Annotated in this window: 18 protein-coding genes; 6 read left to right on the top strand and 12 right to left on the bottom strand. The window is 37.0% G+C overall.

The genetic code is table 11. The features are described from left to right. From ACFIL8_RS03945 to ACFIL8_RS03960, 4 genes are all read right to left on the bottom strand, one after another. Positions 1-621: ribonuclease HII (locus ACFIL8_RS03945; protein ID WP_375688968.1), on the bottom strand; the 621-nt coding region annotated here is incomplete at its 3' end. A gap of 199 nt (positions 622-820) precedes the next feature. Further along, complete coding sequence (locus tag ACFIL8_RS03950; protein ID WP_375638045.1) at positions 821-1,729, bottom strand: 4-(cytidine 5'-diphospho)-2-C-methyl-D-erythritol kinase; 909 nt, start codon at positions 1,727-1,729, stop codon at positions 821-823. A gap of 237 nt (positions 1,730-1,966) precedes the next feature. After that, on the bottom strand, positions 1,967-2,815 hold the full coding sequence (locus tag ACFIL8_RS03955) for a S49 family peptidase (protein WP_375612095.1): 849 nt from the start codon (positions 2,813-2,815) through the stop codon (positions 1,967-1,969). A 191-nt stretch (positions 2,816-3,006) separates the two neighbouring features. After that, positions 3,007-3,795, bottom strand: coding sequence for a tRNA1(Val) (adenine(37)-N6)-methyltransferase (locus ACFIL8_RS03960; RefSeq protein ID WP_375629758.1), 789 nt, complete (start codon positions 3,793-3,795; stop codon positions 3,007-3,009). Positions 3,796-3,974: 179 nt separating this feature from the next. On the opposite strand from ACFIL8_RS03960, the gene ACFIL8_RS03965 reads away from it, so the two are divergent. The 4 genes from ACFIL8_RS03965 to glyS all read left to right on the top strand — a co-directional run bounded on the left by ACFIL8_RS03965 (position 3,975) and on the right by glyS (position 10,096). Continuing rightward, positions 3,975-5,051: a polyprenyl synthetase family protein gene (locus ACFIL8_RS03965; RefSeq protein WP_375629760.1), complete on the top strand. Its 1,077-nt coding sequence runs from the start codon at positions 3,975-3,977 to the stop codon at positions 5,049-5,051. A gap of 95 nt (positions 5,052-5,146) precedes the next feature. Then, positions 5,147-6,841 carry a tetratricopeptide repeat protein gene (locus ACFIL8_RS03970; RefSeq protein WP_375612092.1) on the top strand — a complete coding sequence of 565 codons (1,695 nt, stop codon included), beginning with the start codon at positions 5,147-5,149 and terminating at the stop codon, positions 6,839-6,841. Positions 6,842-6,932: 91 nt separating this feature from the next. Beyond that, positions 6,933-7,874 (top strand): glycine--tRNA ligase subunit alpha, encoded by a 942-nt coding sequence (locus tag ACFIL8_RS03975; protein ID WP_375688970.1) that lies wholly within the window; start codon positions 6,933-6,935, stop codon positions 7,872-7,874. Further along, positions 7,874-10,096, top strand: a complete 2,223-nt coding sequence (glyS, locus tag ACFIL8_RS03980; protein ID WP_375688972.1) for a glycine--tRNA ligase subunit beta — start codon at positions 7,874-7,876, stop codon at positions 10,094-10,096. Before ACFIL8_RS03975 ends, glyS begins: the two co-directional genes overlap by 1 nt. Positions 10,097-10,220: 124 nt before the next feature. On the opposite strand, the gene ACFIL8_RS03985 is transcribed toward glyS, so the two are convergent. From ACFIL8_RS03985 to ACFIL8_RS04020, 8 genes are all read right to left on the bottom strand, one after another. After that, a complete protein-coding gene (locus ACFIL8_RS03985; RefSeq protein WP_375638039.1) occupies positions 10,221-10,715 on the bottom strand; it encodes a F0F1 ATP synthase subunit B in 495 nt (164 codons plus the stop codon). Positions 10,716-10,726: 11 nt separating this feature from the next. Beyond that, complete coding sequence (locus ACFIL8_RS03990; protein WP_273790398.1) at positions 10,727-11,293, bottom strand: F0F1 ATP synthase subunit B; 567 nt, start codon at positions 11,291-11,293, stop codon at positions 10,727-10,729. Between the two features lie 143 nt (positions 11,294-11,436). Continuing rightward, positions 11,437-11,667 carry a F0F1 ATP synthase subunit C gene (locus ACFIL8_RS03995; protein WP_005773968.1) on the bottom strand — a complete coding sequence of 77 codons (231 nt, stop codon included), beginning with the start codon at positions 11,665-11,667 and terminating at the stop codon, positions 11,437-11,439. Between the two features lie 54 nt (positions 11,668-11,721). Next, a complete protein-coding gene (locus tag ACFIL8_RS04000) occupies positions 11,722-12,480 on the bottom strand; it encodes a F0F1 ATP synthase subunit A (protein WP_375612111.1) in 759 nt (252 codons plus the stop codon). Between the two features lie 7 nt (positions 12,481-12,487). Further along, positions 12,488-12,922 carry an AtpZ/AtpI family protein gene (locus ACFIL8_RS04005; protein WP_375612110.1) on the bottom strand — a complete coding sequence of 145 codons (435 nt, stop codon included), beginning with the start codon at positions 12,920-12,922 and terminating at the stop codon, positions 12,488-12,490. A gap of 1,090 nt (positions 12,923-14,012) precedes the next feature. Further along, on the bottom strand, positions 14,013-15,437 hold the full coding sequence (gene der, locus ACFIL8_RS04010) for a ribosome biogenesis GTPase Der (RefSeq protein ID WP_375629773.1): 1,425 nt from the start codon (positions 15,435-15,437) through the stop codon (positions 14,013-14,015). A gap of 4 nt (positions 15,438-15,441) precedes the next feature. Continuing rightward, complete coding sequence (locus ACFIL8_RS04015) at positions 15,442-16,113, bottom strand: tetratricopeptide repeat protein (RefSeq protein WP_375612087.1); 672 nt, start codon at positions 16,111-16,113, stop codon at positions 15,442-15,444. 573 nt (positions 16,114-16,686) lie between these two features. Continuing rightward, entirely contained in the window at positions 16,687-18,459 is a 1,773-nt protein-coding gene (locus ACFIL8_RS04020) for an SLC13 family permease (RefSeq protein ID WP_375688974.1), read from the bottom strand. Between the two features lie 354 nt (positions 18,460-18,813). Here ACFIL8_RS04020 and ACFIL8_RS04025 point away from each other — a divergent pair, with 354 nt between their 5' ends. Next, positions 18,814-20,520, top strand: coding sequence for a hypothetical protein (locus ACFIL8_RS04025; protein ID WP_375638035.1), 1,707 nt, complete (start codon positions 18,814-18,816; stop codon positions 20,518-20,520). A 146-nt stretch (positions 20,521-20,666) separates the two neighbouring features. Next, complete coding sequence (gene nhaA / locus ACFIL8_RS04030) at positions 20,667-22,025, top strand: Na+/H+ antiporter NhaA (RefSeq protein ID WP_375618444.1); 1,359 nt, start codon at positions 20,667-20,669, stop codon at positions 22,023-22,025. Positions 22,026-22,828 lie beyond the last annotated feature (803 nt).

Here is a 22,828-nt window from a genome sequence, read left to right on the forward strand (position 1 = left end):
ACACTCTTTTAGTGGTGCAAAACTATAACGATGTAATCCTATAACTGGTCCATATTTATCAAGAGCTGTACGATGCGCTAGCGTTGCATAACCTACATGCTTCTCTAAACCATACCCTTTATAAACTTGTCCTGTACATTCCATCATCCGATCACGCGTTACTTTCGCAATAATAGATGCGGCTGCAATTGAAACTGAACGCTGATCGCCCTTAATCAATGCCATTGCAGGACAGGACAACTCAGAAGGAATATCACGCCCATCAACAAGGACATAGTGGGCTGGAATGGCTAATCCTATAATACAGCGACGCATTGCTTCTAACGTTGCTTTTCTAATATTAGATTGATCAATTGTACGAGCACAAAGACTGGCGACTGAAACCGCTAATGCACTTTGCAAAATTTCATGATAAAGTCTATTTCGTTGGAAAAAAGAAAGTTTTTTTGAATCATTTAACCCATTAGGAATACGATCTCTATCCAAGATAACGGCTGCTGTTACCACAGGTCCAGCGAGAGGCCCCCGTCCTACTTCATCAACACCTGCTATATGAAAAAAACCCTGTTTTTGCAAATCCAATTCGCACGAAAAATTTGGTTGAAGCGGCAAATTAAACATCTTTGATACATCACAAATACAACAAACATACATCTATTTCTGTAGCCTGATCATTTTTTGCAAGCATTACAGTTTTAAATGGCTCTTCAAACATTCCACGAATTCTTGCACAAAAAATAAAAAAACACATTTCTTTGGTTACCCTCTTTTATTATGTATAATAAAATCATGATAAAATAAAAGCTTTTATATTTATTTATCAAATATTTCCTAAAGTCATGATAGGTTTTACAAACCAATTTGGGTACATTGATTTGATAAAAAGAGCTGCTTGTTGCGCCGTTTGTTTATTTTTAAAAATGCCAAAGCAAGTTGCTCCCGTTCCAGACATACGGGAAAAAAGAGCCCCACATTCATCTAATATAGATAACACTTCAGCTAACTGAGGTGCTATTTTTAATGCAGGAGAAAAAAGATCATTACGCGTTTCTTGTAAAACTTCAACTAATGAATCAACACTCTTTAAAGCGTCTGTATTAATTTTTAAAGAAGGATTATGACGCTTCTCTAACGCTTTAAAAACAGCTTGTGTTGAAATCTCTTGTCCATGATTAACCAATACCATTGCTAATGAACAAGCTTCTTTTAGTCGTATCATCTCTTGACCAATTCCTTTAACCAAAAGCGGCTGCTGATACTCTAATGCACAAAGGCACATGGGAACATCAGCACCAAGAACTAAGCTCTTTTTTGCTAATTCTTCGTAAGAGCAATCAAGATTCCACTGCCGACGCAACATGCTGATAACCCCAGCTGCATCACCTGAGCCACCACCAATGCCTGAAGCAACAGGTAATGTTTTTACAAGCCGAAAAAAAGCAGGTTGAGCACATTCCGGAAAAGTCTTATGCATAAAGTCCCTTGCGCGAATAACCAAATTGTCTAAATGAGAAACAAGCCCTTTTGCAAACGACCCCGTCAAAACAAACTGATTATTTTCACAAGGTGCATAGTGTAGACAATCACCGCTAAGACTAAAATAAACCAAACTCTCTATTAAATGATACCCGTCAGCACGTTGCCCCACAACATGTAGAGCTAAATTCAATTTAATAGGTGTAAATAAATAGGAATATCTTTGGAACGAAGTTTGTACATTTGATATCATATGACGTAATATTCACTTACATAGGGTTCTTTTAAAAATTTCCCCCTTTTACCCATACTTTTAGCACGAGCCCTATAAACAGCTTGGAATATTCTTAATCGTTTTCTAAAAAACAATAAATATAAAGAGTTCTCATACAAAATAAACGACATGTTCTCATTCGTATCATTTCAAGCCTTTTTTCTTCTAGTATCTGTTTTTAGATAAAAATCTCTCTGGCTTGAATGATCCTTTCCATCACAAACCATAACGCTGCCAAAGAGCTCGCTCTTCTGCTGCCATCAATGCACTATCAACGACTGTATAAACCGTATGTGCCGTCACTCCTGAAGGCGTTTTAGGTCCTAAAAAACTTTTTGGAGGCATAATAAGTCGAAGTTTTGCATCATTACCAAAGCGCTCCTTAATAACAGAACGTACATCATTCAATCCATCAACCAGACCAAGCCCAACGCTTTGTTTTCCACTCCAAAACATTCCTGTAAAGAGATTCGAATCATCTGATAATTTTTCAGCACGCCGTTCTTTAACCAAATCGATAAAAGTTTGATGCACTTCAAGTTGGAGAGATTTCAAATGCTCAATATCCGCCTTTTTTTCTGGCTGAAATGGATCTAATGTAACTTTGTTCTTTCCTGCTGTGTATACACGCCGTTCGATACCAATTTTCTTCAAAAGTTCCGGAAAACCAAAGGAAGCTGAAACCACTCCAATGGAACCAACAATTGAAGAAGGATCTGCAAAAATTTCATCCCCTGCACAAGCAATCATATAACCACCAGATGCTGCAATATCTTCAATAAACACAAGAACCTTTTTATTTTTTTCTTCTGCCAAGTCACGAATGCGCTTGAAGATAAAACGCGATTGTACAGGTGAACCACCAGGAGAATTAATAATAAGTGCAACAACCGGTGACTTTTTGTGTGCGAAAGCCTTCTCTAAAAGATTTGCACACCTACTGAGGGAAAGGGTACGAGATATAGATGCTGATGAATCCATAATTGCTCCTTGAAGGCGCACCACAGGAATTTCAAGTTTATCGGAAGAAAAACGGCGTGGAATAAAACTTTTAATAAAATCCATCAAAACAAAATCTCCTTATAAATTAAGAACAATTAAATAGGCAAGGACAACAAAAAGGAAGAACGCGATACCATCCAAAAACGCCAATCAATCCCCACATTACAACCAGAAATATAATTTCATCCAAAGTCAAACCTCCCTAACAACAAAGTGTAGACTTTAAATAATAAACTAAAAAACACAAGATACTATTAGAAAAGTTCCCACAAGCTTATATATCCATTATTAATTGCATCAACTCGGGGTGAAAAAGTATGGTCATTACCTTCATGTATAACCAATGCCGGTAAAATAGATAAAGCTGCTCTGCTTCCTCGTTTTGCGTAAAATAAAAGACGAATTGCTGCTGTCTTTGCACGTGCATGCACAGGAACGATACAAATACCACCAAAGCGCCCTTCTAAAGCACGCAAAATATCTACTAGTGATTGTGGTCGTGCAATGAGCCCTAAGTATCCACCTGGCTTGACAATCGCTGCTGCACTCCGCAACCAATTATCAAACATCGCTTCAGGCATAACATGTGCTTCAGATTTTTGTTGATCAGGTGTCTTGCGATCAGTGGGATTATTAAAAGGTGGATTCATAATCGCAAAATCAAAGCTATTATCTATCAAACCTGCTTTTATACGGGCATTCCCTTTGAAGGTAACATCTGCTTCTAGCAAACAAATTCGGCTAGCAAATTGTTTATTTTGTTTTAGCATAAGCGTTTTTTGAGCATAAGATATCATAAAAGCCGAACGTTCAACTAAGGTAACATGAACTTTCAGACAACGCGAAGCAACAGCTAACCCTGCAGCTCCAGCACCAGCACCTAAATCAACAACCTTGCCCTTTAAATCACTTGGAACCAAACTAGCTAATAACATCGCATCCATTCCAGAACGATGACCATATTTATGGGGTTGAACCAAATAAAATTTCCCGCGGTGAAAACTGTCAATTGTTTCACCACTCTGATTCGCTGCTTTATCCATTTAAAAGCCTAATGCTCACCTTTATAAACTGCATTTTTGCCATTCAGCTGCTATTTTAAATTTTTTATTATTTTATAACAATAAGATTACACTCGCTAAAGAACATTTCTTGCCAATAACATTCCAAGCTAACACTTTTAAACGACATCAAAAGCTTGAGTCAAAACCAAACCCCCTTTATGCTAATGAATAAAGTAAATTTTATATATGTCCATTGCAATACTCTAGGAGTAAACACATTGAGTGCAGCTATCAAACCAAAACAAATAAGAAATAATCAAATTTCTCTTCAACCTCTTGTCAATCTTACTCAAAAAGATATGGATTGCGTAAATCAATTTATTCTCTCTATGGCAAAATCAGAGGTTGAGATGATCCCTGAAATTTCTAACCATCTTATTTCATCAGGTGGAAAGCGATTACGCCCAATGATTACGCTCGCTTCTGCTCATATGTTTGGTTATCAAAGTGACGGGCATATAAAACTCGCAACAGCTGTTGAATTTATGCATACAGCAACATTGCTACACGATGATGTGATTGACGAAAGTAATTTACGACGTGGAAAATCTACAGCACGGATGATTTGGGGGAATCAAGCAAGTGTACTTGTTGGTGATTTCCTATTGGGCCAGGCCTTTAAAATGATGGTCGATGTCGGTTCCATAGAAGCGCTCTCTGTCCTAGCCAACGCTGCTGCAATTATTGCTGAAGGAGAAGTTATGCAACTTTCTGCCGCAAAAAATATAAAAACCAGCCCTTCAGAATATCTCAAAATCATCGATGCAAAAACAGCAGCACTTTTTTCAGCAGCCGCTGAAGTAGGACCCATTATTGCTGGCTATGGAAATAAAGAGCGTTCTTCATTACGTGAATATGGAACATCCTTAGGTTTAGCTTTCCAATTAATTGATGATGCACTTGACTATAGCGGTAGTGCTCAAAACTTAGGAAAAAATATAGGGGATGATTTTAGAGAAGGAAAAATCACAATGCCTGTTATTCTCGCATATGAGCGTGGGAATATGGTAGAAAAAGATTTCTGGAAAAAAGCGCTTGAAGATGGCAATAATAATGATGAATCCTTCGCACACGCGCAACACTTAATGGAAAAGTATGATAGTATCACAGATACAATAGAACAAGCACGCATCTATGGAAAATATGCAATTGATGCTCTTGTTCCCATGAATGAAAATCTTGCTTATAATGCTCTCGTTGAGACTGTTGAATTTTGTATTGCGCGCGTAAACTGAATTCTTTGCAAGAATCGCAGTATTTCTCAACAAAGTAATGAGATATGATCTATAAACAACACCATCAATTGATTATCTTGAAAAGGATTAGCTCCATGTGCTCTGCAACGGTATCTCGACTTTTTGCCCTCTTTATCGTGGGTATCATGCTGATGCCATCCCTCACCTACAGTAAAATAAGTGCAGCAACTCATACAAGCTCATTTACAGGTGCTTATTTAGCTGGACGGGTTGCAAATCATGAAAATAAAACAGAACTTGCTATCAATTATTTTAAACAAGCACTGGTTTATCAACCTGATAACATTGAAACACAAAAAGAGCTCCTTGAAGCTATGCTCTCGGTCGGAAACTTTAAAGAAGCTGTCCAACAAGCCCAAAAACTCAAAGAGAACGATGTTATAACTCCCTTTGTTTCCTTAACTTTGTCAGTAGAAAGTCTCATCAAAAAAGATTATAAGAATGCCAAGGCTCTTCTGAAATTAAAGGAACTTCCTACGTCCAATAATCCAATACCTGAACTCATCGGCGCTTGGATTACATTTGGATCTGGACAAAAATCTCAGGCAATCGATGATCTTAAGAAACTCAAAGGTCCTGTCTGGTATGATCTTTTTATATCTTATCATCTAGCACTTATGAGCGACCTTGCAGAACGGCCAAAGGATGCAAAAAAATATTTCATTAAAGCACTGAGTAACAAACAGGGAACTCTTATCGCTCCTAATACTTATGAGCGTATTATCATAGCCTATGCCTCATTCCAATTGCGCCATAATATGCGCAACCAAGCTCTTCAAACAATCCAGCATGGCGAACAAATGTTGTCAGGTCGAGAAGTCCTTAAAAACTTTCAAGAAAAAATTGAAAAAAATTCTTTCTTAGAGAGAGTTATTAAAACACCTCAACAAGGAGCAGCCGAGGTATTATATAATTTTGGAACAGCCCTCAACTACAAAAACTCAGGGCGAATTGCACGTATTTTTAAGCAATTATCTTTCGCCTTATACCCTCAAAATGACGCAACACTGTTTCAGCTCGCACACATTTCTGCTAAATTGAACGATCCACATCAAGCAATTAAACTTTATCGCGCTTTATCCCCTAAATCTCCTTATTATAAAGATGGACAACTTCATCTTGCATTCCTTCTTGCCAATAACAACAATTACAAAGAAGCAATAAAATTACTCACATTGTTAAATAAAAAATTTCCCAATGATCGTAATATTTTGATAACGCTCGTTGCTTTTTATATGCAGGACAATAAATTTCTTGAGGCCATTAAAACTCTAGACTACGCTATTACAAAGATAAAAAACTTTCAGCAGGACGATTGGAAACTCTTTTATCAGCGTGGTATTGCTTTTGAACGTTTAAAGCAATGGCCAAAAGCAGAACTTGACTTGCGAAAATCACTTGAATTTTTCCCAAATCAACCGCAGGTTCTTAATTATTTAGCCTATTCCCTTGTGGAACGTGGTGAGAAGCTTGAAGAATCGCTCCGTATGCTACAAAAAGCCTCTGCTTTACAAGCTCACAACAGTCATATTCTCGATTCTTTAGGGTGGGCTTATTATAAACTAAAAGAATATAATAAAGCAGTGCAAATATTAGAAAATGCTGTCAGATTACAACCTGAGGACCCAACACTAAATGATCATTTAGGGGATGCCTATTGGAAAGTTGGGCGTAAACGTGAAGCAATCTTTCAATGGAACCACGCAATTGACGGAAAACCAGAAAATTCTGAACAAATTCAAGAAAAGTTGAAATTTGGTTTGCAATAAACGATGCTTAACCATAAACCACATGAATAATAAATAGAGAAACTAAAATTACTTTGGTTTTTTGTTTAGTCCAATATAAAGAGTATAAAGCGTGAAACTGCCTGAACATCTTAACCCAAAACGTTCTTTTCAGGGACTAATATTAACTTTGCAAAATTATTGGGCACACTATGGGTGTGCAATTTTGCAACCTTACGATATGGAAGTCGGAGCTGGGACTTTTCATCCAGCAACAACATTACGCTCTCTAGGACCACGCCCTTGGAAAGTTGCTTATGTCCAACCCTCTCGACGTCCAACAGATGGCCGATATGGTAAGAATCCAAATCGTTTACAACACTATTATCAATTCCAAGTGCTTCTCAAACCCTCTCCGCTCAATCTACAAGAACTTTATATAAAGTCGCTACAAGCTATCGGGCTTGATACAAAACTGCATGATATTCGCTTTGTTGAAGATGATTGGGAAAGTCCCACTCTTGGTGCTTGGGGGCTTGGATGGGAATGTTGGTGCGATGGAATGGAAGTCTCTCAATTTACTTATTTTCAACAAGTGTGCGGCATTGAATGCGCTCCAGTTTCAGGGGAACTCACATACGGTCTTGAGCGTCTAGCGATGTATATCCAAGGGGTTGATAACGTCTATGACCTTAACTTTAATGGTTTGGAGGGAGAAAACAAAATAAGTTATAGAGATATTTTTTTACAGGCAGAACAGGAATACTCATATTATAACTTCGAATTTGCTGATACAAAACTGCTCCATCAGCACTTTATCGATGCAGAACGCGAATGCAGCGCACTTCTTGATGCTGGAAAACCAAATAAAGAAAATGTATTCCATCGCTGTGTTTTTCCTGCCTATGATCAATGTATTAAAGCGAGCCATATCTTTAATCTTTTGCAAGCACGTGGCGTTATTTCTGTAACCGAACGACAAAATTACATTCTTCGCGTTCGTAATCTCGCGCGCCGTTGTGGGGAAGTCTTCTTACTCACAGAAGCTGGACAAATATATACTGGAGAAGCCTAATGTCTGATCTTCTTCTTGAACTTTTCAGTGAAGAAATCCCCGCACGTATGCAACGAAAAGCTGCTGCTGATCTTAAGAAATCTGTTACAGATCAACTTATGAATGCTGGATTGATCTATGAAGCTGCTCGTGAATATTGGACACCTCGTCGGCTAACATTGGACATACGCGGACTTTCCACACGCTCCAAAGATGTCCATGAAGAACGCAAAGGTCCCAGTATAAAATCACCACAGCATGTAATTGATGGTTTTCTACGTGCAACAGGATTAAATGATGTTTCTGAAGCGCATATTGGACATGATGATAAAAAAGGTCATTTTTATATTGCTAAAATTGTTAAAAAAGGTCGAGCTGCAGAAGAAATTATTGCCGATATTTTACCGGATATTATCCGCAACTTTCCGTGGCCGAAATCTATGCGTTGGGGAAAAGATTCAGCACAAAGTGGTACTTTGAAGTGGATTAGACCTTTACAAAACATTCTTTGCATCTTCGGACCAGAAATTGGTGAAACACATGTTATTCCGTTTACAATTGGTTCTCTTAAAAGCAATAATTTAACTTATGGTCATCGTTTCTTAAGTGATGGAGAGCCATTTCAAGTGCGCCGCTTTGATGACTATGTTACTCAACTTGAAACCCATAAAGTCATTCTGGATGCCGAAAGACGAAAGAATATTATTTTAGCTGATGCCCAAAATCTCTGCTTTGCAAACGGTTTAGAACTGGTTCAAGATAATCCCCTCCTAGAAGAAGTTGCTGGTCTTGTTGAATGGCCTGTTATCCTGATGGGTGATTTTGACAAATCATTCCTTGATATTCCTCCAGAAATTATTCGCTTGACCATTCGAGCCAATCAAAAATGTTTTGTCACCCGCAAACAAGGAGAAAAAGTAAAACTTTCTCATCATTTTATTCTCGTTTCTAATATTCTTGCAAATGATGAAGGCAAAGAAATTTCGAAAGGAAATAGTAAGGTTGTCCGTGCCCGTCTTTCTGATGCACTTCATTTTTGGCAAACCGATCAGCATGATTTGCCTGATCTTCAACAATTGGAATCTTCTATAAAAAAATTTGAGCTTGATATAAAAAAACCTCTCGATCAAAGAATGGCGCGACTTGATCATTTGAATGTAACTTTTCATGCTAAATTAGGTACACAAGGTAAAAGAGTAGAACGCATTGCTACACTCGCACAAGAAATTGCCCCTTTGATACAAACAGATCCTCTTTTAGCAAAACGTGCAGCCATCCTTGCAAAAGCTGATTTGCAAACAGAAATTGTCGGAGAATTTCCTGAACTACAAGGTGTTATGGGGCAAAAATACGCCCTTCTTCAAGGGGAAGATCCTCGCGTAGCTGTAGCAATCGAAGACCATTATAAACCTCAAGGACCAACAGATCGTCTTCCACAAGAACCACTTGCTATAACCGTTATGCTCGCCGACAAAATTGACATGCTCGTTGGCTTTTGGCTCATTAATGAAAAACCAACGGGCTCAAAAGATCCCTATGCGTTAAGACGAGCAGCATTGGGAATTATTAGGCTTGTACTTTCGCGAGATTGGAAAATCAATCTTATGCCGCTGTTCCAGTTAGCAACGAATCTTTTCTTACAACAAAAAAATAAATATGAAATCTCTCAAAGAGAAAATTCACAATTGCAGAATCTGCTTCCAGAAAAAACAGAATATATTTTATCAGATCTGTTATTCTTTTTTCATGACCGTTTGAAAATCTATCTAAAAGAGGAAGGCGCTCGTTACGATGCCCTTGAAGCCGTTTTAAATAAAGATTCTGATGATTTTTTATTGGTTGCACGTCGTGTCGAATCGCTTATCGCTTTCATCAATACCCACGATGGAATGAACTTTGTAGCCTCTGTAAAACGTACTGCCAATATTCTTGAAAATGAATTTCAAAAAAGCACAACAATAGCGAATGAAATTAATCCTGAGCTCTTTGTCGAGAAAGAAGAAAAGCAGCTCTATCATGCAATCTGTGAAGTAGAAAGAAAGGTTCTTGCTCCCATCAATGCAACAAATTTATCATTTGCACTCAGTGTGCTAGCGCCACTTGGAAAATTGATTGATATATTTTTTGAAAAAGTATTGGTGAATGATAAAAAAACTGATGTTCGTGCTAACCGTCTTGCTCTTCTCAAACGCACTCACATTGTTACACAATCGGTTGCAGACTTCTCAAAACTTGTCATTTAAAATCAAAATACCCTATTAACTGATAAAAACAATGAAGATAATTTTTTCTTTTTTATGACTTTTATTAATTAATATTGAGAAAATTATGCAACCAAAGAGACTGTTCTTTATCTCTCAAATATCATTAATTAAGATATGTTTTCATTTTGATAAATGATTCTTTCTCAAGAGACTCTTTGATAAGTTCATCTGCCTTGTTAGAATCTATTTCCCTTGCAATAAGGGTACCTGCTGTAGAAATTGCCAAATCAATCGCCGATGAAGAAACCATGCGTATTGCATCCGCTTCTGCTTGGGCAATTTTTTGTTCTGCCAATTTATTGCGGTTTTTTACATATTCTTCTGCTTTTGCACGGGCCTCAGCAATAACGGATTCAACTTCATGCTTTGCTGCTGCAATAATTTCTTGCGCATCTTTTTCTGCTTCTGCATGTTTGCGTTGATATTCAGCCAATATTTCCTGTGCCTCTTCACGAAGACGCAGAGCCTCATCCAGTTCATCTTTGATACGTTTCGCGCGCGCATCAAGATGGTGTATAACCCTCTGTGGAATTTGGAAATAGACTAAAAGAGCCAAAAAAAGAACTAACCCAACAAATGCCCAAAAAGTATCAGTCATCTTTGTCTTCCTCAATAATCCGCAGTTTTAACAACTGAACGAACAGCCTCTTTGCTGATATCAACGTCAATCAATTTTTTCACAATTTCAAGAGCTACTTCTTCAGCGATAGAACCAACATTTTGCATCGCTTTATCCCGAATTTTTGCTATCTGTTTTTCAGCATCTGCGAGTTTTTTCTCTAGACTCTCTTCAATTTCTTTCCGTTCAAGCTCTGCCTTTTCTTTTAATTCTTCACTAGCTACCTGCGCTATAGCCTGCGCGTTCAAACGCGCTTCTGCTAATTTCCGCTCATAAGTTTCAACAACAATGTCTGCTTCTTGCTTCATGCGCATTGCCTGATCTAAATCAGATGCGATTCGATCTCGCCGTGTTTCAATAACACCGCCAATACGTGGTACAATTACACGGGAGATAAAAAGATAAAACAGTCCGAAAGAAATTGCCAACCAGAAAAAATGCGAACCAAAATGCACAAAATCAAAAGGCGGAAACACACGATTTGCATGCTCTGCTACCTTTTTAATATGTTCTATCGACGTTTCAGTGTTCTGTGCATAAGCGCTTGAAACAAACATCTTCTTTCATCCTTTAAATAGCTTATTAAAGCCCTCTATAACCGATGATAACTGACAAACATCTCTCTGGCATCTCTCTAGTTAAGAGCCTAAAAGGGTAAATCTTTCCTCATGCAAGAACAGATATACCCTTTTGATAATGATTAAACCCCAAAAAGAAGTAATAAAGCAATGAGCAATGAAAAAATTCCCAAAGCTTCTGTTACAGCAAAACCAAAGACGAGACGTCCAAACTGACTATCTGCTGCTGATGGATTTCGTAATGCACCAGAAAGATAGCTACCAAAAATATTACCAAGTCCTAAAGCTGTTCCAGCCATACCAAAGCAAGCAAGACCAGCGCCAATATATTTTGCTGCAAGCACCATTTCCATGTTATTCTCCTTTAAAGCGAAATTGCATTATTCGACGGAAAACCGCCAGTTCTATTAATGTCCTGGATGAATTGCATCATTAAGATACATACAAGTTAAAACCGTAAAGACGTAAGCCTGAAGAAATGCGACCAAAAACTCAAGAGCAGTAATTGCTACAGTCATAATAAGCGGTAAAATCGAACCACCCACACCTACGATTCCTACCCCAATCATTGAAACAACAAACCCAGAAAACACTTTAAGCGTAATATGACCAGCAAGCATATTCGCAAAAAGACGAAGAGAAAGACTAATTGGACGGGAGAGAAAAGAAATAACCTCAATCATTGTCACCAGAGGTAAAACCACAACAGGAACTCCACTGGGAACGAACAGTTTCAAAAAACTGACCCCATGCTTATAAAAGCCATAACCAATCACCGTCAAAATTACCACCATTGCTAACGAAAACGTGATCATGATTTGAGACGTAACCGTATAAAAATAAGGAAAGAGACCAATAAAGTTAGCAACCAAAATAAAAGTAAACAGAGAAAAAACTAAAGGAAAAAACTGCATTCCCTGCACACCAGATGATTCCCGCAGAGTCGATGCTACAAATTCATATGCCATTTCCGAAAGAGACTGCATCCGCGTTGGAACCAATCCACGACTCGATGATGAAATAAAGAGAAAAATAGAAGTTACAACAACCGTGAGAACTGTAAACAATGATACATTTGTAAACGATAAATCCATATTTCCTATGGAAATCTTAATCAGCCTTAAAACCTCAAACTGATGAATAGGATCTGGAGCGTGCGCTGTCACTTCAACCTCATTTATCGGACCTCTCATTGGCCCCTTTATTTTGTTTATCTTGGCGCAATACGCCTTTTTTTCCTAATTGACTGGAGGAAACATACCCCACAGACCGAAGAATACTCAATACACCAGCAGCAAATCCAAAGAAGAGAAAAAATACCAATCCCCAAGGCCATGAACCTGCTAACTTATCAAACCCCAACCCCAAAACAATACCAACTATAATACTTGCCAGAAACTCACTGGAAAGCTTAATTGCACCTGCCATCCTTCCTTGTGATTTTTCCCGCTTATTCCTATGCTCCCGCTTCTTTAATGCTTGCTTGCGCACTAAAGCTACGCTTAAGTTCCTACTACGACATTCCAAATCCTCTGAATGAAGACACTCTCCTTGCTTTTCCTCTTCAGCCTCCTTACGGCTCATAACGGGTTTCTCGCCCATCGCCATCATTGGCTCCTTAATTAAAAAGCAACGTAAGAATACATTTCATAAAACCGTGTGCATCATATTGTTCCCGAATTTATTCGTCAAGATACTAAAAGAAATCTATCACAAATTATCGTATAAATTTTATTGCAGAAATAACGTATTTTTCAATTTACATGCTTTCTTAAAAAGATATTCCAAGCACCTAAACCGATTTCACGACAGCACCCGTGAATGTATAACGAAAAGTTCACGTGAATAATATAAAACTCATAGAACAACCATTTTTACACTTAACAAAAGGTGTAAACCAATACCATCTTATTTTCCGACTCCCAATGTTATATCAGTCCTAGTTTTGAAAGAGAACATAGAAAGCTAAAAACAGTATGAGAGCGTTGGTTTTCTCCTTTTATTCGAATAAACTTGCACTTTTTATTTTATGAAAATGAAATAATCAATGGTTTCTATATGATCCTATTCGCAAAGTATTTTATATACGCCATTACAGGCCTCATCACGAAATGAGCTTGAGGGTATTAAGAGAAGGTCCTTTAAATACAAGATATTAATAAATCCAAAATTTCAAATAGATTAAGCCAATAGAACACAATAAAATTTAAATACGATTACCATACTACTTTATACAATTTTAATCCACTTTTATGAATTTCGCTCTTTACAATTGAATATCCGTAGATTCAGCAAATATTTTTGCTTTTTATTCAGACAAACTATCGTAAGCAAAAGCGCTTATTCATAAGCTTTATTTTTATGAAACGATAATCTAATGCTGCTTTTCAAACAAGCATCATAATTACATTCCCCTACCCTCATATTGCATCTATTCTTGCACTTTAATAACCCATTAAGAGGATTATGTACTCTTTCTTAAATACTCCCTATTAAACTCTTCTCATGACATGCAAATAAATGATCTTTATCAAGATGAGAGAACTCTATTCAATAGCGCTCATGATAAATGATTATCAATAAAATTAAAACTTTAGCAAATAAAACTTTTTCTTTTATGAAAAGAACGATCATTTAAAAAACTTATTTTTAAGATTCTTAAGTATAGATTTCATTCACTTAAAAAATTAAAGAGTTATCATTTCTTCTTGGAACGTGTCGCAAAAGGATTATCAGAGGCTCGTAATGATATGCGAACGGGTATACCAGACATATCAAATGTTTCACGTAACCCATTGACAAGATAACGCAAATACGACTGAGGCATACTTTTGGGGCGCGAGCAGGAAATCATAAACCCAGGAGGACGTGTCTTAACCTGTGTGATGTATTTAACCTTAAGTCGACGTCCAGAAACCGCAGGAGGTGGATGATGTGCCACAACAGTTCCAAGCCATTGGTTCAATTTAGCCGTCGAAATGCGACGATTCCATACACGGTGCATCATCATGACATTTTCCATCAGTTTATCAATCCCTTGACCATATTGTCCTGATAAAGGAACAGCTCTCAAACCACGAACTTGAGGAAGAAATCGCGCACATTTTTCATGCAAATCAATCAATGTGGTCTGACTGTTTTCAATAAGGTCCCACTTATTGAAAGCAATAACTGGAACACGCCCTTCACGAATCACAAGATCAGCAATTTGTAAATCCTGCTTTTCAAAAGGTATCGTTGCATCAAAAACAATGACCACCACTTCTGCAAAACGAATAGCACGCAAAGTATCTGCAACAGATAGTTTTTCTAATTTTTCTTGAATTCTCGACTTTCGACGTAAACCTGCAGTATCAAAAAGTTTAATATGACGACCACGCCATTCCCAATCTACAGAAATAGAATCACGCGTGAGTCCTGCTTCTGGTCCTGTTAACAATCGCTCTTGTTTCAACATACTATTGATAAGAGTGGATTTTCCTGTATTGGGACGCCCCGCAATTGCAATCCTAATGGGCTTACTTTCATCGTAAATAAGCTCTTCTTCTTCCAAATCCTTTACATCATCACCAACAGATGCAGGTTGTATCATTCTATCTTCTTCTTTGTTGTTGCCAAAAACATGCTCTGACCCAACAGCATCTATAATTGCATCACGCAGATCACTAAGTCCCAAACCATGTTCAGCCGATATTGGGCATGGCTCTCCCAAACCTAATGACCACGCCTCATACTCTCCTCCTGTTGCCGCTCTTGACTCAGACTTATTGGCAACAAGCACAATTGGCTTTCCTGATTTGCGAACCAATGAAGAAAAATTTAAATCACTTGGTGTTATTCCGCTCTTTGCATCAAATACAAATAAAATAAGATCCGCTTCATCAATTGCAACTTTTGTATGAGAACGCATACGCCCCTCAAGTGTATGATCACCTGCTTCTTCCAGCCCAGCCGTATCAATCACATCAAAACGTAGATCTTGAAGTTTTGCCGCATGAATACGCCGATCACGTGTTACACCAGGCTTATCATCAACCAAAGCCAATTTTTGCCCAACCAAACGATTAAATAGTGTTGACTTCCCAACATTGGGACGACCAACGATAGCAATGGTAAGGCTCATCGATTTATTCCTTATTTGCCTTGCCCTCAGCTTGTATAAGCTCAAGCATCATTCGAGCCCGATCTGTTATTTTTAAACCCAAAGAACCTTCTTCAGAAATTTTCTTAAAATAATAAACCGCCTCATCCATTTTATCCGCCTTATAAGCAGCTAAGCCTAAAGCTTCTCTTGCAGACATACGCATAGGATCGGTATCACTTGCCATATCTTTGATGCGCTTTTCAACATCAGCTAATGTCCCTGTATCAACCAGAATATAAGCCGCCCGAATTTTTGCAACTTTCTGCAAAATCTGCGGTGCTTTCTCATCCGCTGCAACAGAATCAAAGATCTCCACTGACTTAATAATATCACCTTTCTCCATGAGTAAAGAAGCCTCACGTAAACGAGCAAGAAAAGGATACCCCCCAAAATGAGAGGTTTTAACAGTTTCTAATTGCTTTATCGCTTTATCAAAATCACGTGTATCCGCAAGATCAAGACTCTTTACAAATGCATCACCAATATAACCAGCTTTCTTTATTTGTGTATGATGATAAACTTGATAAGCAACTATCATGAATATAAAAAGAACAGCCGCTCCAATAATTGAAAAACCATACCGTCTCCAAAAAGCAAGCGCCTTTTCCTGACGAAATTCTGCATTCACTTCAGCAATAAAACTATCATACGACATATATCATACCTTGAAAAAAGTTACTTCACCTGTGCTTTTACGCATAAATGGATAAAGATGGTAGCCCTAATTAACTAAAAATCTTTAAATTACTCGTTTATTTATTTTAAATCAACATGTAGCCAATTCAATCAGATTTTTGCAACAGTCTTAATCGAAAATGATGTAAGCACCCTGTTTGTTCACATTACAGCTTTTACATATTATGAAAAATTCACTGCCTTAATATTTATCATGATTGCCTATCATCTCAAGCGAACTTTCTCTCCATTATATAGAGGAATAATCTTTTAAAGTCTTCAACCGCAATCGTTGGTTGTATTGGATTATACAATTATAATAGAAAAACCAATTCTTGAAAAAACTTGAATAAACAGTAAATTTCCATGAATATCTACTAAAACCAAATAGATAAATTTTTATCTGTATCAAAAATACCGAAGCGCCATGATTACAGTGTGGTATAATTCCAAATCTTCAGTTAAAGCTCTTTATATAAAGTATATCCCTTCAACTTATCTTCATACGATTAACAACCTTTTATAATTGATTCTTAAAGTTTCTAAAAATATCCTATTGTAAAGGCCAAACCCACATAAGCATTGGAACAGCAATAATAACGATCAACACCGCCAATGGAGCACCTAAACGTGGATAATCACTAAAACGATATCCTCCTGGCGCCATCACGAGCATATTACTTTGATGTCCAATAGGTGTAAGAAACTCACAGCCCGCACCAATTGCAACAGCCATCAAAAAAGCTTCAGGCTTATAATGAAGGGAATGAGCAAAACTTGACGCAATTGGTGCTACCATCATCACTGTTGCTGCATTATTCAAAAATGGCGTAACCAACATAGCTGTCACCAACATAAGCGCTAAAGCACCGGATGGCGGGAAAAATATTGCCAATTGGCTCAGCCATTGACCAATGAGATCCGTACATCCTGTTTTCTCTAACGCTTCACTCACTGGAATAAGAGCCGCTAATAGCACTAATATTGAGCCATCTAATGCCTGATACAGATCACGCGCGGGCAAAACACGAAAGATCACCATTGCAGCAGCAGCAGCAAAGAAAGAAAAAGCAACTGGAACAATATGAAAAGCTGTAAAAATAATTGCTATAAATAAAACAGCTAAAGAGATGAAACCATGTCGTAAATTTCCAAACACAATATTTCGTTTTGCTAGGGGCAAGCATTTCAATTCTCTTAATAAATTTGGAATAACTGCATCCTGTCCTTGCAAAACAATCACATCTCCAAGATGGAAAATAATATCATCAAGTCTTCCCCGCACCCTTTCATGTTGACGACTTAACGCAAGCAAATTTACATTATAGCGATCAAATAAGGAAAACTCTTTCGCACTAATACCGATAAGAGGTGAATTATGGGTAATGACTGCTTCAATAATATCAATATCACTGTCCTTATCACCTGCAACAATAGTTCGCCCCTTAGAAAACTCTAAACGAGCAGAATTCATCACGCTATCTAACCCTGTATGTGATCCTTCCAGCAAAATAATATCATTTTCAGACAAAACAAAATCTGGTAATGGTGAAATAGATACTTTGTTTCTGATGATTTGAATCACCATAACATCACCACTTGATGGCTTAACCAAATCAACAATATTTTTTCCCACAATCGGTGAATTTATTGGAATATGTACTTCTGCAACATAATTACGAATATCAATGGCATCATCAAATGATACACCTGAACGCACACGCACAGGCAAAAGCCAATAAAAAAGAACCAAATATACAACACCAGCCGTCGCAACAACCGCACCAACTGGTGTAAAATCAAACATAGTAAAAGGTGTTCCTGCTAAACGTTCTTGCATCGCTGAAATAACAACATTGGGAGATGTTCCTATCTGTGTCATAAGCCCCCCCAACAAAGAACCAAAGGCCATGGGCATCAAAAAGACAGAAGGAGAAACCTGAGAACGACGTGCAAACTGAAAAGCTATCGGAAGCATAATCGCCAAAGCACCAATGTTTTTAACAAACATTGATAATACGACAACAGAAAGAACCAAAAACGCTAATTGAAGACGCACCGATTTCACGTCTGGCCATATCCGTTGAATAATAAATTCCATTATACCAGAGCGAGATACAGCAGTACTGACAACAAACACACTCCCCACGATAATAACGATATCATTACTAAAACCGCTAAAAGCTTCCTTCGGACTGACAAGACCAAGGGCACAAGCTATTAATAAAGTACAAATAGCAACAAGATCATAACGAAATCGATCCCAAATAAAAACAACCATCATGAGACCAATGATCGAAAAAGCCATTATTTGATTTTCTGTCATAACACTTACCTCTCCCCATTAAATTATAATGAACAAGAACATATTTTTTATGTTTTAAATATTCCTATAAACAGCAGCAAGATAAAAGCAGACATCGAAATATTTTAGGATAATTTTAAAGTGATAAAAAATTATGATGCGCATAAACTTGCCTCTCCTTATTATGCGTGCTTTTCTATAAAGTGCTGAACCCAAAGAAAATTGATAAAAGTTGATAAAGCTATATTGCAAAAAAGATGAGAATAACTCTAATATAGAGAGTAGATAATTGTTGAAACTGGTACACGCTATATTTAAACCTTTGTCGTTGCTTAAAAGAATTTATCTTCACTCTCAATTCAAAGAGTGATAAAAATGAAAGAAGAAAGAATGGTCAATCTTAATAGTGGGTATCAAAGTAACCTCAGATATTGGCTCACTTGCATTATTGGATTTGTTGCTATCTTGGCAATTATAATTGTTGGTGGATTTTATATTGCAAAACCCTATCTTGACGGTTTTGTAAGAAAAGAAATAGCCCGTCATTCCATAAAAGCCGAAACATCTGAAGTAAGCATTCTAGGTAAAATCAATTTGAAGAATGTGACAATACCTGTTCCAGCTGGTACATCACTTAAAATTGGTGCCATTTCTGCCCGTCCTCCTCTTTCCTTTATTCCCGGAACTTTTACATTTTATAATGTTGATTTAAAGTATAATAATATTCATGTGCAAATTCCCCAAATTTCCCTTCGGAATGTATCCTTAAAAGAAAAAGATAGAACGATAACATCACGTCTTTTACAATCAATGATGCGTATTGAGCTTTCCTCAATTATTGCTCCCAATATACAACTTTCTATAGAAAATAAAAATAACCGAACAGAAACGGTTGAAATCAAGAATTTCCAGCTTTCTGATTTTAGAAATAACCATATCCATTCAGTTAGTATCAAAAATATGGATCTTAAAACGATCGTAGCAAATGGTGCCAAACAGATGCAACTTATGGCTAAAAGTAATACAATAAAAGCCCATGATATCGACATCAACTATGCCTACTCTATCATTTTTGGAAAAAACAATGCTCTCAATCAAGGTAAAACCGTTACTGGCCCCATTTCTTTGAATAATATAAGTGTCGATATTTTTGAAGAAGCAGAAAAAAACAGCTCTTTCTTCCTTGGGCAGTTTAAAACATCTGGTTTAAAGATGAAACCGCTTGAGCAAACTCCTGAAAAATTAATCAAAGCTTATCTTAATGCAAGAAAAGAGAATAATAAAATCGCTGAAAAAGTAGCACAAAATGGTCTTCTTCTAAACATACTGCTCGCCATTACCTCAGCGGATGCCAAAGTTGATAATATCACCGTTGATATACCGCAGTTGAAAGCAACGCTCGAATCATTCCAATTCAAACCAAGTTTGTGGAAACAACCTATCCCTAAAAAGCTTTTTCTTTCTCTCAATAACCTTTCCGTTTTACCTAAAAAAATGAATGAAAAAGACTTAGAGTTCTTCAAAAATCTGAACTTTGAGCGCTTTAATGTTTCAGGAAAAATTGATATTTCTTACGATGAAAAAAAACGTATGCTCTTTCTTGATACAATGTCTTTCAATATGAAAAACGTTGGATCTGGGAACATCTCGGCTAAGGTTATTGATGTTGATGAAAAGCTTTTTTCTGGTCAGAAAAATATAATGATTGCTGCGTCTCAAGACCTTGGCATCAATGAAATTGATATACAATATACGGATGCAGGTTTCATTGATAAGCTTTTTTCTTATCTTGCACAAAATCTTAATGACAGCCAACATGATCTAAAAAAGGAACTTTATGACGATTTCTATCTAATGATGACGCAGACCCCAAAAATTCTGCTAAAAAATCATGACGAAGCAGAAAAAATTTCAAAATCCTTAGGAGAATTTGCTAAAAATCCACAAACATTGATCGTTAAAATTAAAGCAAAAGATAATAAAGGTCTCGCAATAGTTGATCTCGAATCTGCTCTACAAAATGATCTATCTAAGGCTTTAAGCAAAGTACATCTCACTATTAAAAATGAAGCGTCGCGTTAAACATTTTGTGCTTTAAACATGATGATCTTGTCTATAAATTAAGAACTTTATTCCTCTTTTTTCTTTTGTATGATACAGAAGGTATCATACAAAGTCATTTATACAGAGAGTATAGAATCTAAAATTGACGATGCTTGGAGTTGTTCATGTCTGATTTATCTTCAAATCGCCTGCCTAATCGCGCTTCTCGTGTCACTAATCAAGCGCTTTCTGCTATCGAGCGTTTTCTCCATATTGAAGCTCTTAGTGGTGTTGTTCTTTTATTAGCTGCTGCTTCTGCACTTATTTTTGCCAATTCTAAATATGCTGCTTTCTATGAATCTTTTTGGCATACACCTCTTGGCTTTAATTTGGGTCATTTCACTCTTTCATGGGATTTACATTTCTGGGTTAATGATGCCCTTATGACTATTTTCTTTCTCGTCGCAGGAATGGAAATTCGACGCGAAATTCATGAAGGGGCTCTTGCCGATTTTAAACAAGCAATCTTACCAATTGTTGCTGCAATAGGGGGCGTTTGTGTTCCTGCAATTATTTACTTTATCTTCAATTTTAACGAGGGACATATCCGCGGTTGGGCTGTGCCAACAGCAACAGATATTGCCTTTGCTCTAGGTATTCTTGCTCTTCTAGGGAAAAAAATTCCCTCTAATCTTCATATTATTCTTCTATCATTAGCAATTATTGACGATATTATCGCTGTTCTTATTATTGCTTTTTTCTACTCAACAAACATTGATCCTAGCGGTTTAATGATTGCAGGAGCGGGTATTGCTTTGGTACTATTTTTTCAGTGGATCGGGCTTGCATCAGCATGGCTTTACATTTTACCTGGTGCAATCATTTGGTGGGGTTTAATGGTAACAGGCGTTCACCCATCGCTTGCTGGCGTAATCTTAGGGATGATGACTCCCGTTCTTCCTACCCGTACTCTTGTAGCGCCACTCACCATGCTCAGTAACGCTATGCAAATTCTTCAAGAAAAAAATACAAAAACAGATCTGCATCATATTTCAACAGCATTGAAAAAGATGCGCAAAGGACAACGGGCCATGATCGCCCCAGTAACACGTGTTCAAAAAGCATTGCATCCATGGGTTGCATACGGTATCATGCCAGTTTTTGCCTTCGCAAATGCAGGAGTAAGTTTTGCAAACTTTGATCTTTCTTCTGACAAATCATTCTTGATTGTTTTGGGTGTTGTCATTGGTCTTTTCATCGGTAAGCCTCTTGGTATTATCACTGCCAGTTATATAGCTGTAAAATCAGGGCTATGCCGCCTCCCCCCTCATATGACCTGGACAGGCGTTTTACTCATTGGTTTTTTAGCAGGAATTGGCTTTACAATGTCTATTTTTGTTTCAATGCTCGCTTTTAAAGATATTATTCTGCTTGATGCGGCAAAAATTGGGGTCCTTTGTGGCTCAGGTTTATCTGCCCTTATCGGTCTGGGATATGGATTTATTTATATTAAGCGCAATAAAGGAATTTCTCATAGTTCCTAACAAACTAACTGAAAATACATTTTTATGCAGAACTTTTAAAAAGCGATTTCGCTCATTTGTTGGGTTCGGACGATATTTAATGTAAAAGCTGTTGTCTCGCCTCATCTTTACACTTATGAAGGAGAAAACTAACATCATCATACTATTTACGAGCCTCTAATGTTACAACACCTTTGACTCTTAAGAAGACTTATAAGAGATATTTTTATTCCTTTCTTCAATATTCTTTTACTCATGCACCAGCTCCACTCATGATATGTACAGAAATAATTTTAATTGTTTCAATATAAAAGGCTTCGTGGTTTCAGAAAAGCTGCCTTTCGTCGGAACTATTATTCACTATAAAGAAAAATTAATTATTATAAATCAATATTTTATGTTTAATCATACGAAACAGATAAGAATAAGCAAAATTCAATAATCAGTTAAGTAATTCCATGGTTTATTTTTTTCCAATAAACTACCCTCCTCGTTACTGATTTTATTGCGGTATTCTAAATAACTTTAATTTTTATCTTCTTAAAAGCACATTATTTTTGGATAAAAAATATTTGATTTATCATTATAAATCTTGAATGGAGTCTAGATATCGTATGATTTCCTCATTTCAAATCTGTACATGATGAATCAATCAAGACTATTCTCTTACACGTCACAAGCCGAGGAGAAGTATGGATTATTTGAAGAAAGAAATAAGAATGCTTCATCATATCCATATAAGCGCTGTTCAACAGGAAAACTAAAAATTAAATGATGACGACCAGCTGACACCTTTGATCTAAGTAAAGGAGATGGTGGTCCCC

The sequence above is a fragment of the Bartonella sp. AP57NXGY genome, from assembly GCF_042195805.1.
GTDB lineage: Bacteria > Pseudomonadota > Alphaproteobacteria > Rhizobiales > Rhizobiaceae > Bartonella.

What these genes read in the sequence shown, in the direction of transcription:
- ACFIL8_RS04020 (WP_375688974.1), bottom strand. Translation starts at nt 18,459, where the DNA reads ATGACAGAAAATCAAATAATGGCTTTTTCGATCATTGGTCTCATGATG.
- ACFIL8_RS03990 (WP_273790398.1), bottom strand. Translation starts at nt 11,293, where the DNA reads ATGTTTGTTTCAAGCGCTTATGCACAGAACACTGAAACGTCGATAGAA.
- ACFIL8_RS04025 (WP_375638035.1), top strand. Translation starts at nt 18,814, where the DNA reads ATGAAAGAAGAAAGAATGGTCAATCTTAATAGTGGGTATCAAAGTAAC.
- nhaA (WP_375618444.1), top strand. Translation starts at nt 20,667, where the DNA reads ATGTCTGATTTATCTTCAAATCGCCTGCCTAATCGCGCTTCTCGTGTC.
- ACFIL8_RS03955 (WP_375612095.1), bottom strand. Translation starts at nt 2,815, where the DNA reads ATGGATTTTATTAAAAGTTTTATTCCACGCCGTTTTTCTTCCGATAAA.
- der (WP_375629773.1), bottom strand. Translation starts at nt 15,437, where the DNA reads ATGAGCCTTACCATTGCTATCGTTGGTCGTCCCAATGTTGGGAAGTCA.
- ACFIL8_RS03985 (WP_375638039.1), bottom strand. Translation starts at nt 10,715, where the DNA reads ATGACTGATACTTTTTGGGCATTTGTTGGGTTAGTTCTTTTTTTGGCT.
- ACFIL8_RS04015 (WP_375612087.1), bottom strand. Translation starts at nt 16,113, where the DNA reads ATGTCGTATGATAGTTTTATTGCTGAAGTGAATGCAGAATTTCGTCAG.
- ACFIL8_RS03970 (WP_375612092.1), top strand. Translation starts at nt 5,147, where the DNA reads ATGTGCTCTGCAACGGTATCTCGACTTTTTGCCCTCTTTATCGTGGGT.
- ACFIL8_RS03995 (WP_005773968.1), bottom strand. Translation starts at nt 11,667, where the DNA reads ATGGAAATGGTGCTTGCAGCAAAATATATTGGCGCTGGTCTTGCTTGC.
- ACFIL8_RS03960 (WP_375629758.1), bottom strand. Translation starts at nt 3,795, where the DNA reads ATGGATAAAGCAGCGAATCAGAGTGGTGAAACAATTGACAGTTTTCAC.
- ACFIL8_RS03950 (WP_375638045.1), bottom strand. Translation starts at nt 1,729, where the DNA reads ATGATATCAAATGTACAAACTTCGTTCCAAAGATATTCCTATTTATTT.
- ACFIL8_RS03965 (WP_375629760.1), top strand. Translation starts at nt 3,975, where the DNA reads ATGCTAATGAATAAAGTAAATTTTATATATGTCCATTGCAATACTCTA.
- glyS (WP_375688972.1), top strand. Translation starts at nt 7,874, where the DNA reads ATGTCTGATCTTCTTCTTGAACTTTTCAGTGAAGAAATCCCCGCACGT.
- ACFIL8_RS04005 (WP_375612110.1), bottom strand. Translation starts at nt 12,922, where the DNA reads ATGGCGATGGGCGAGAAACCCGTTATGAGCCGTAAGGAGGCTGAAGAG.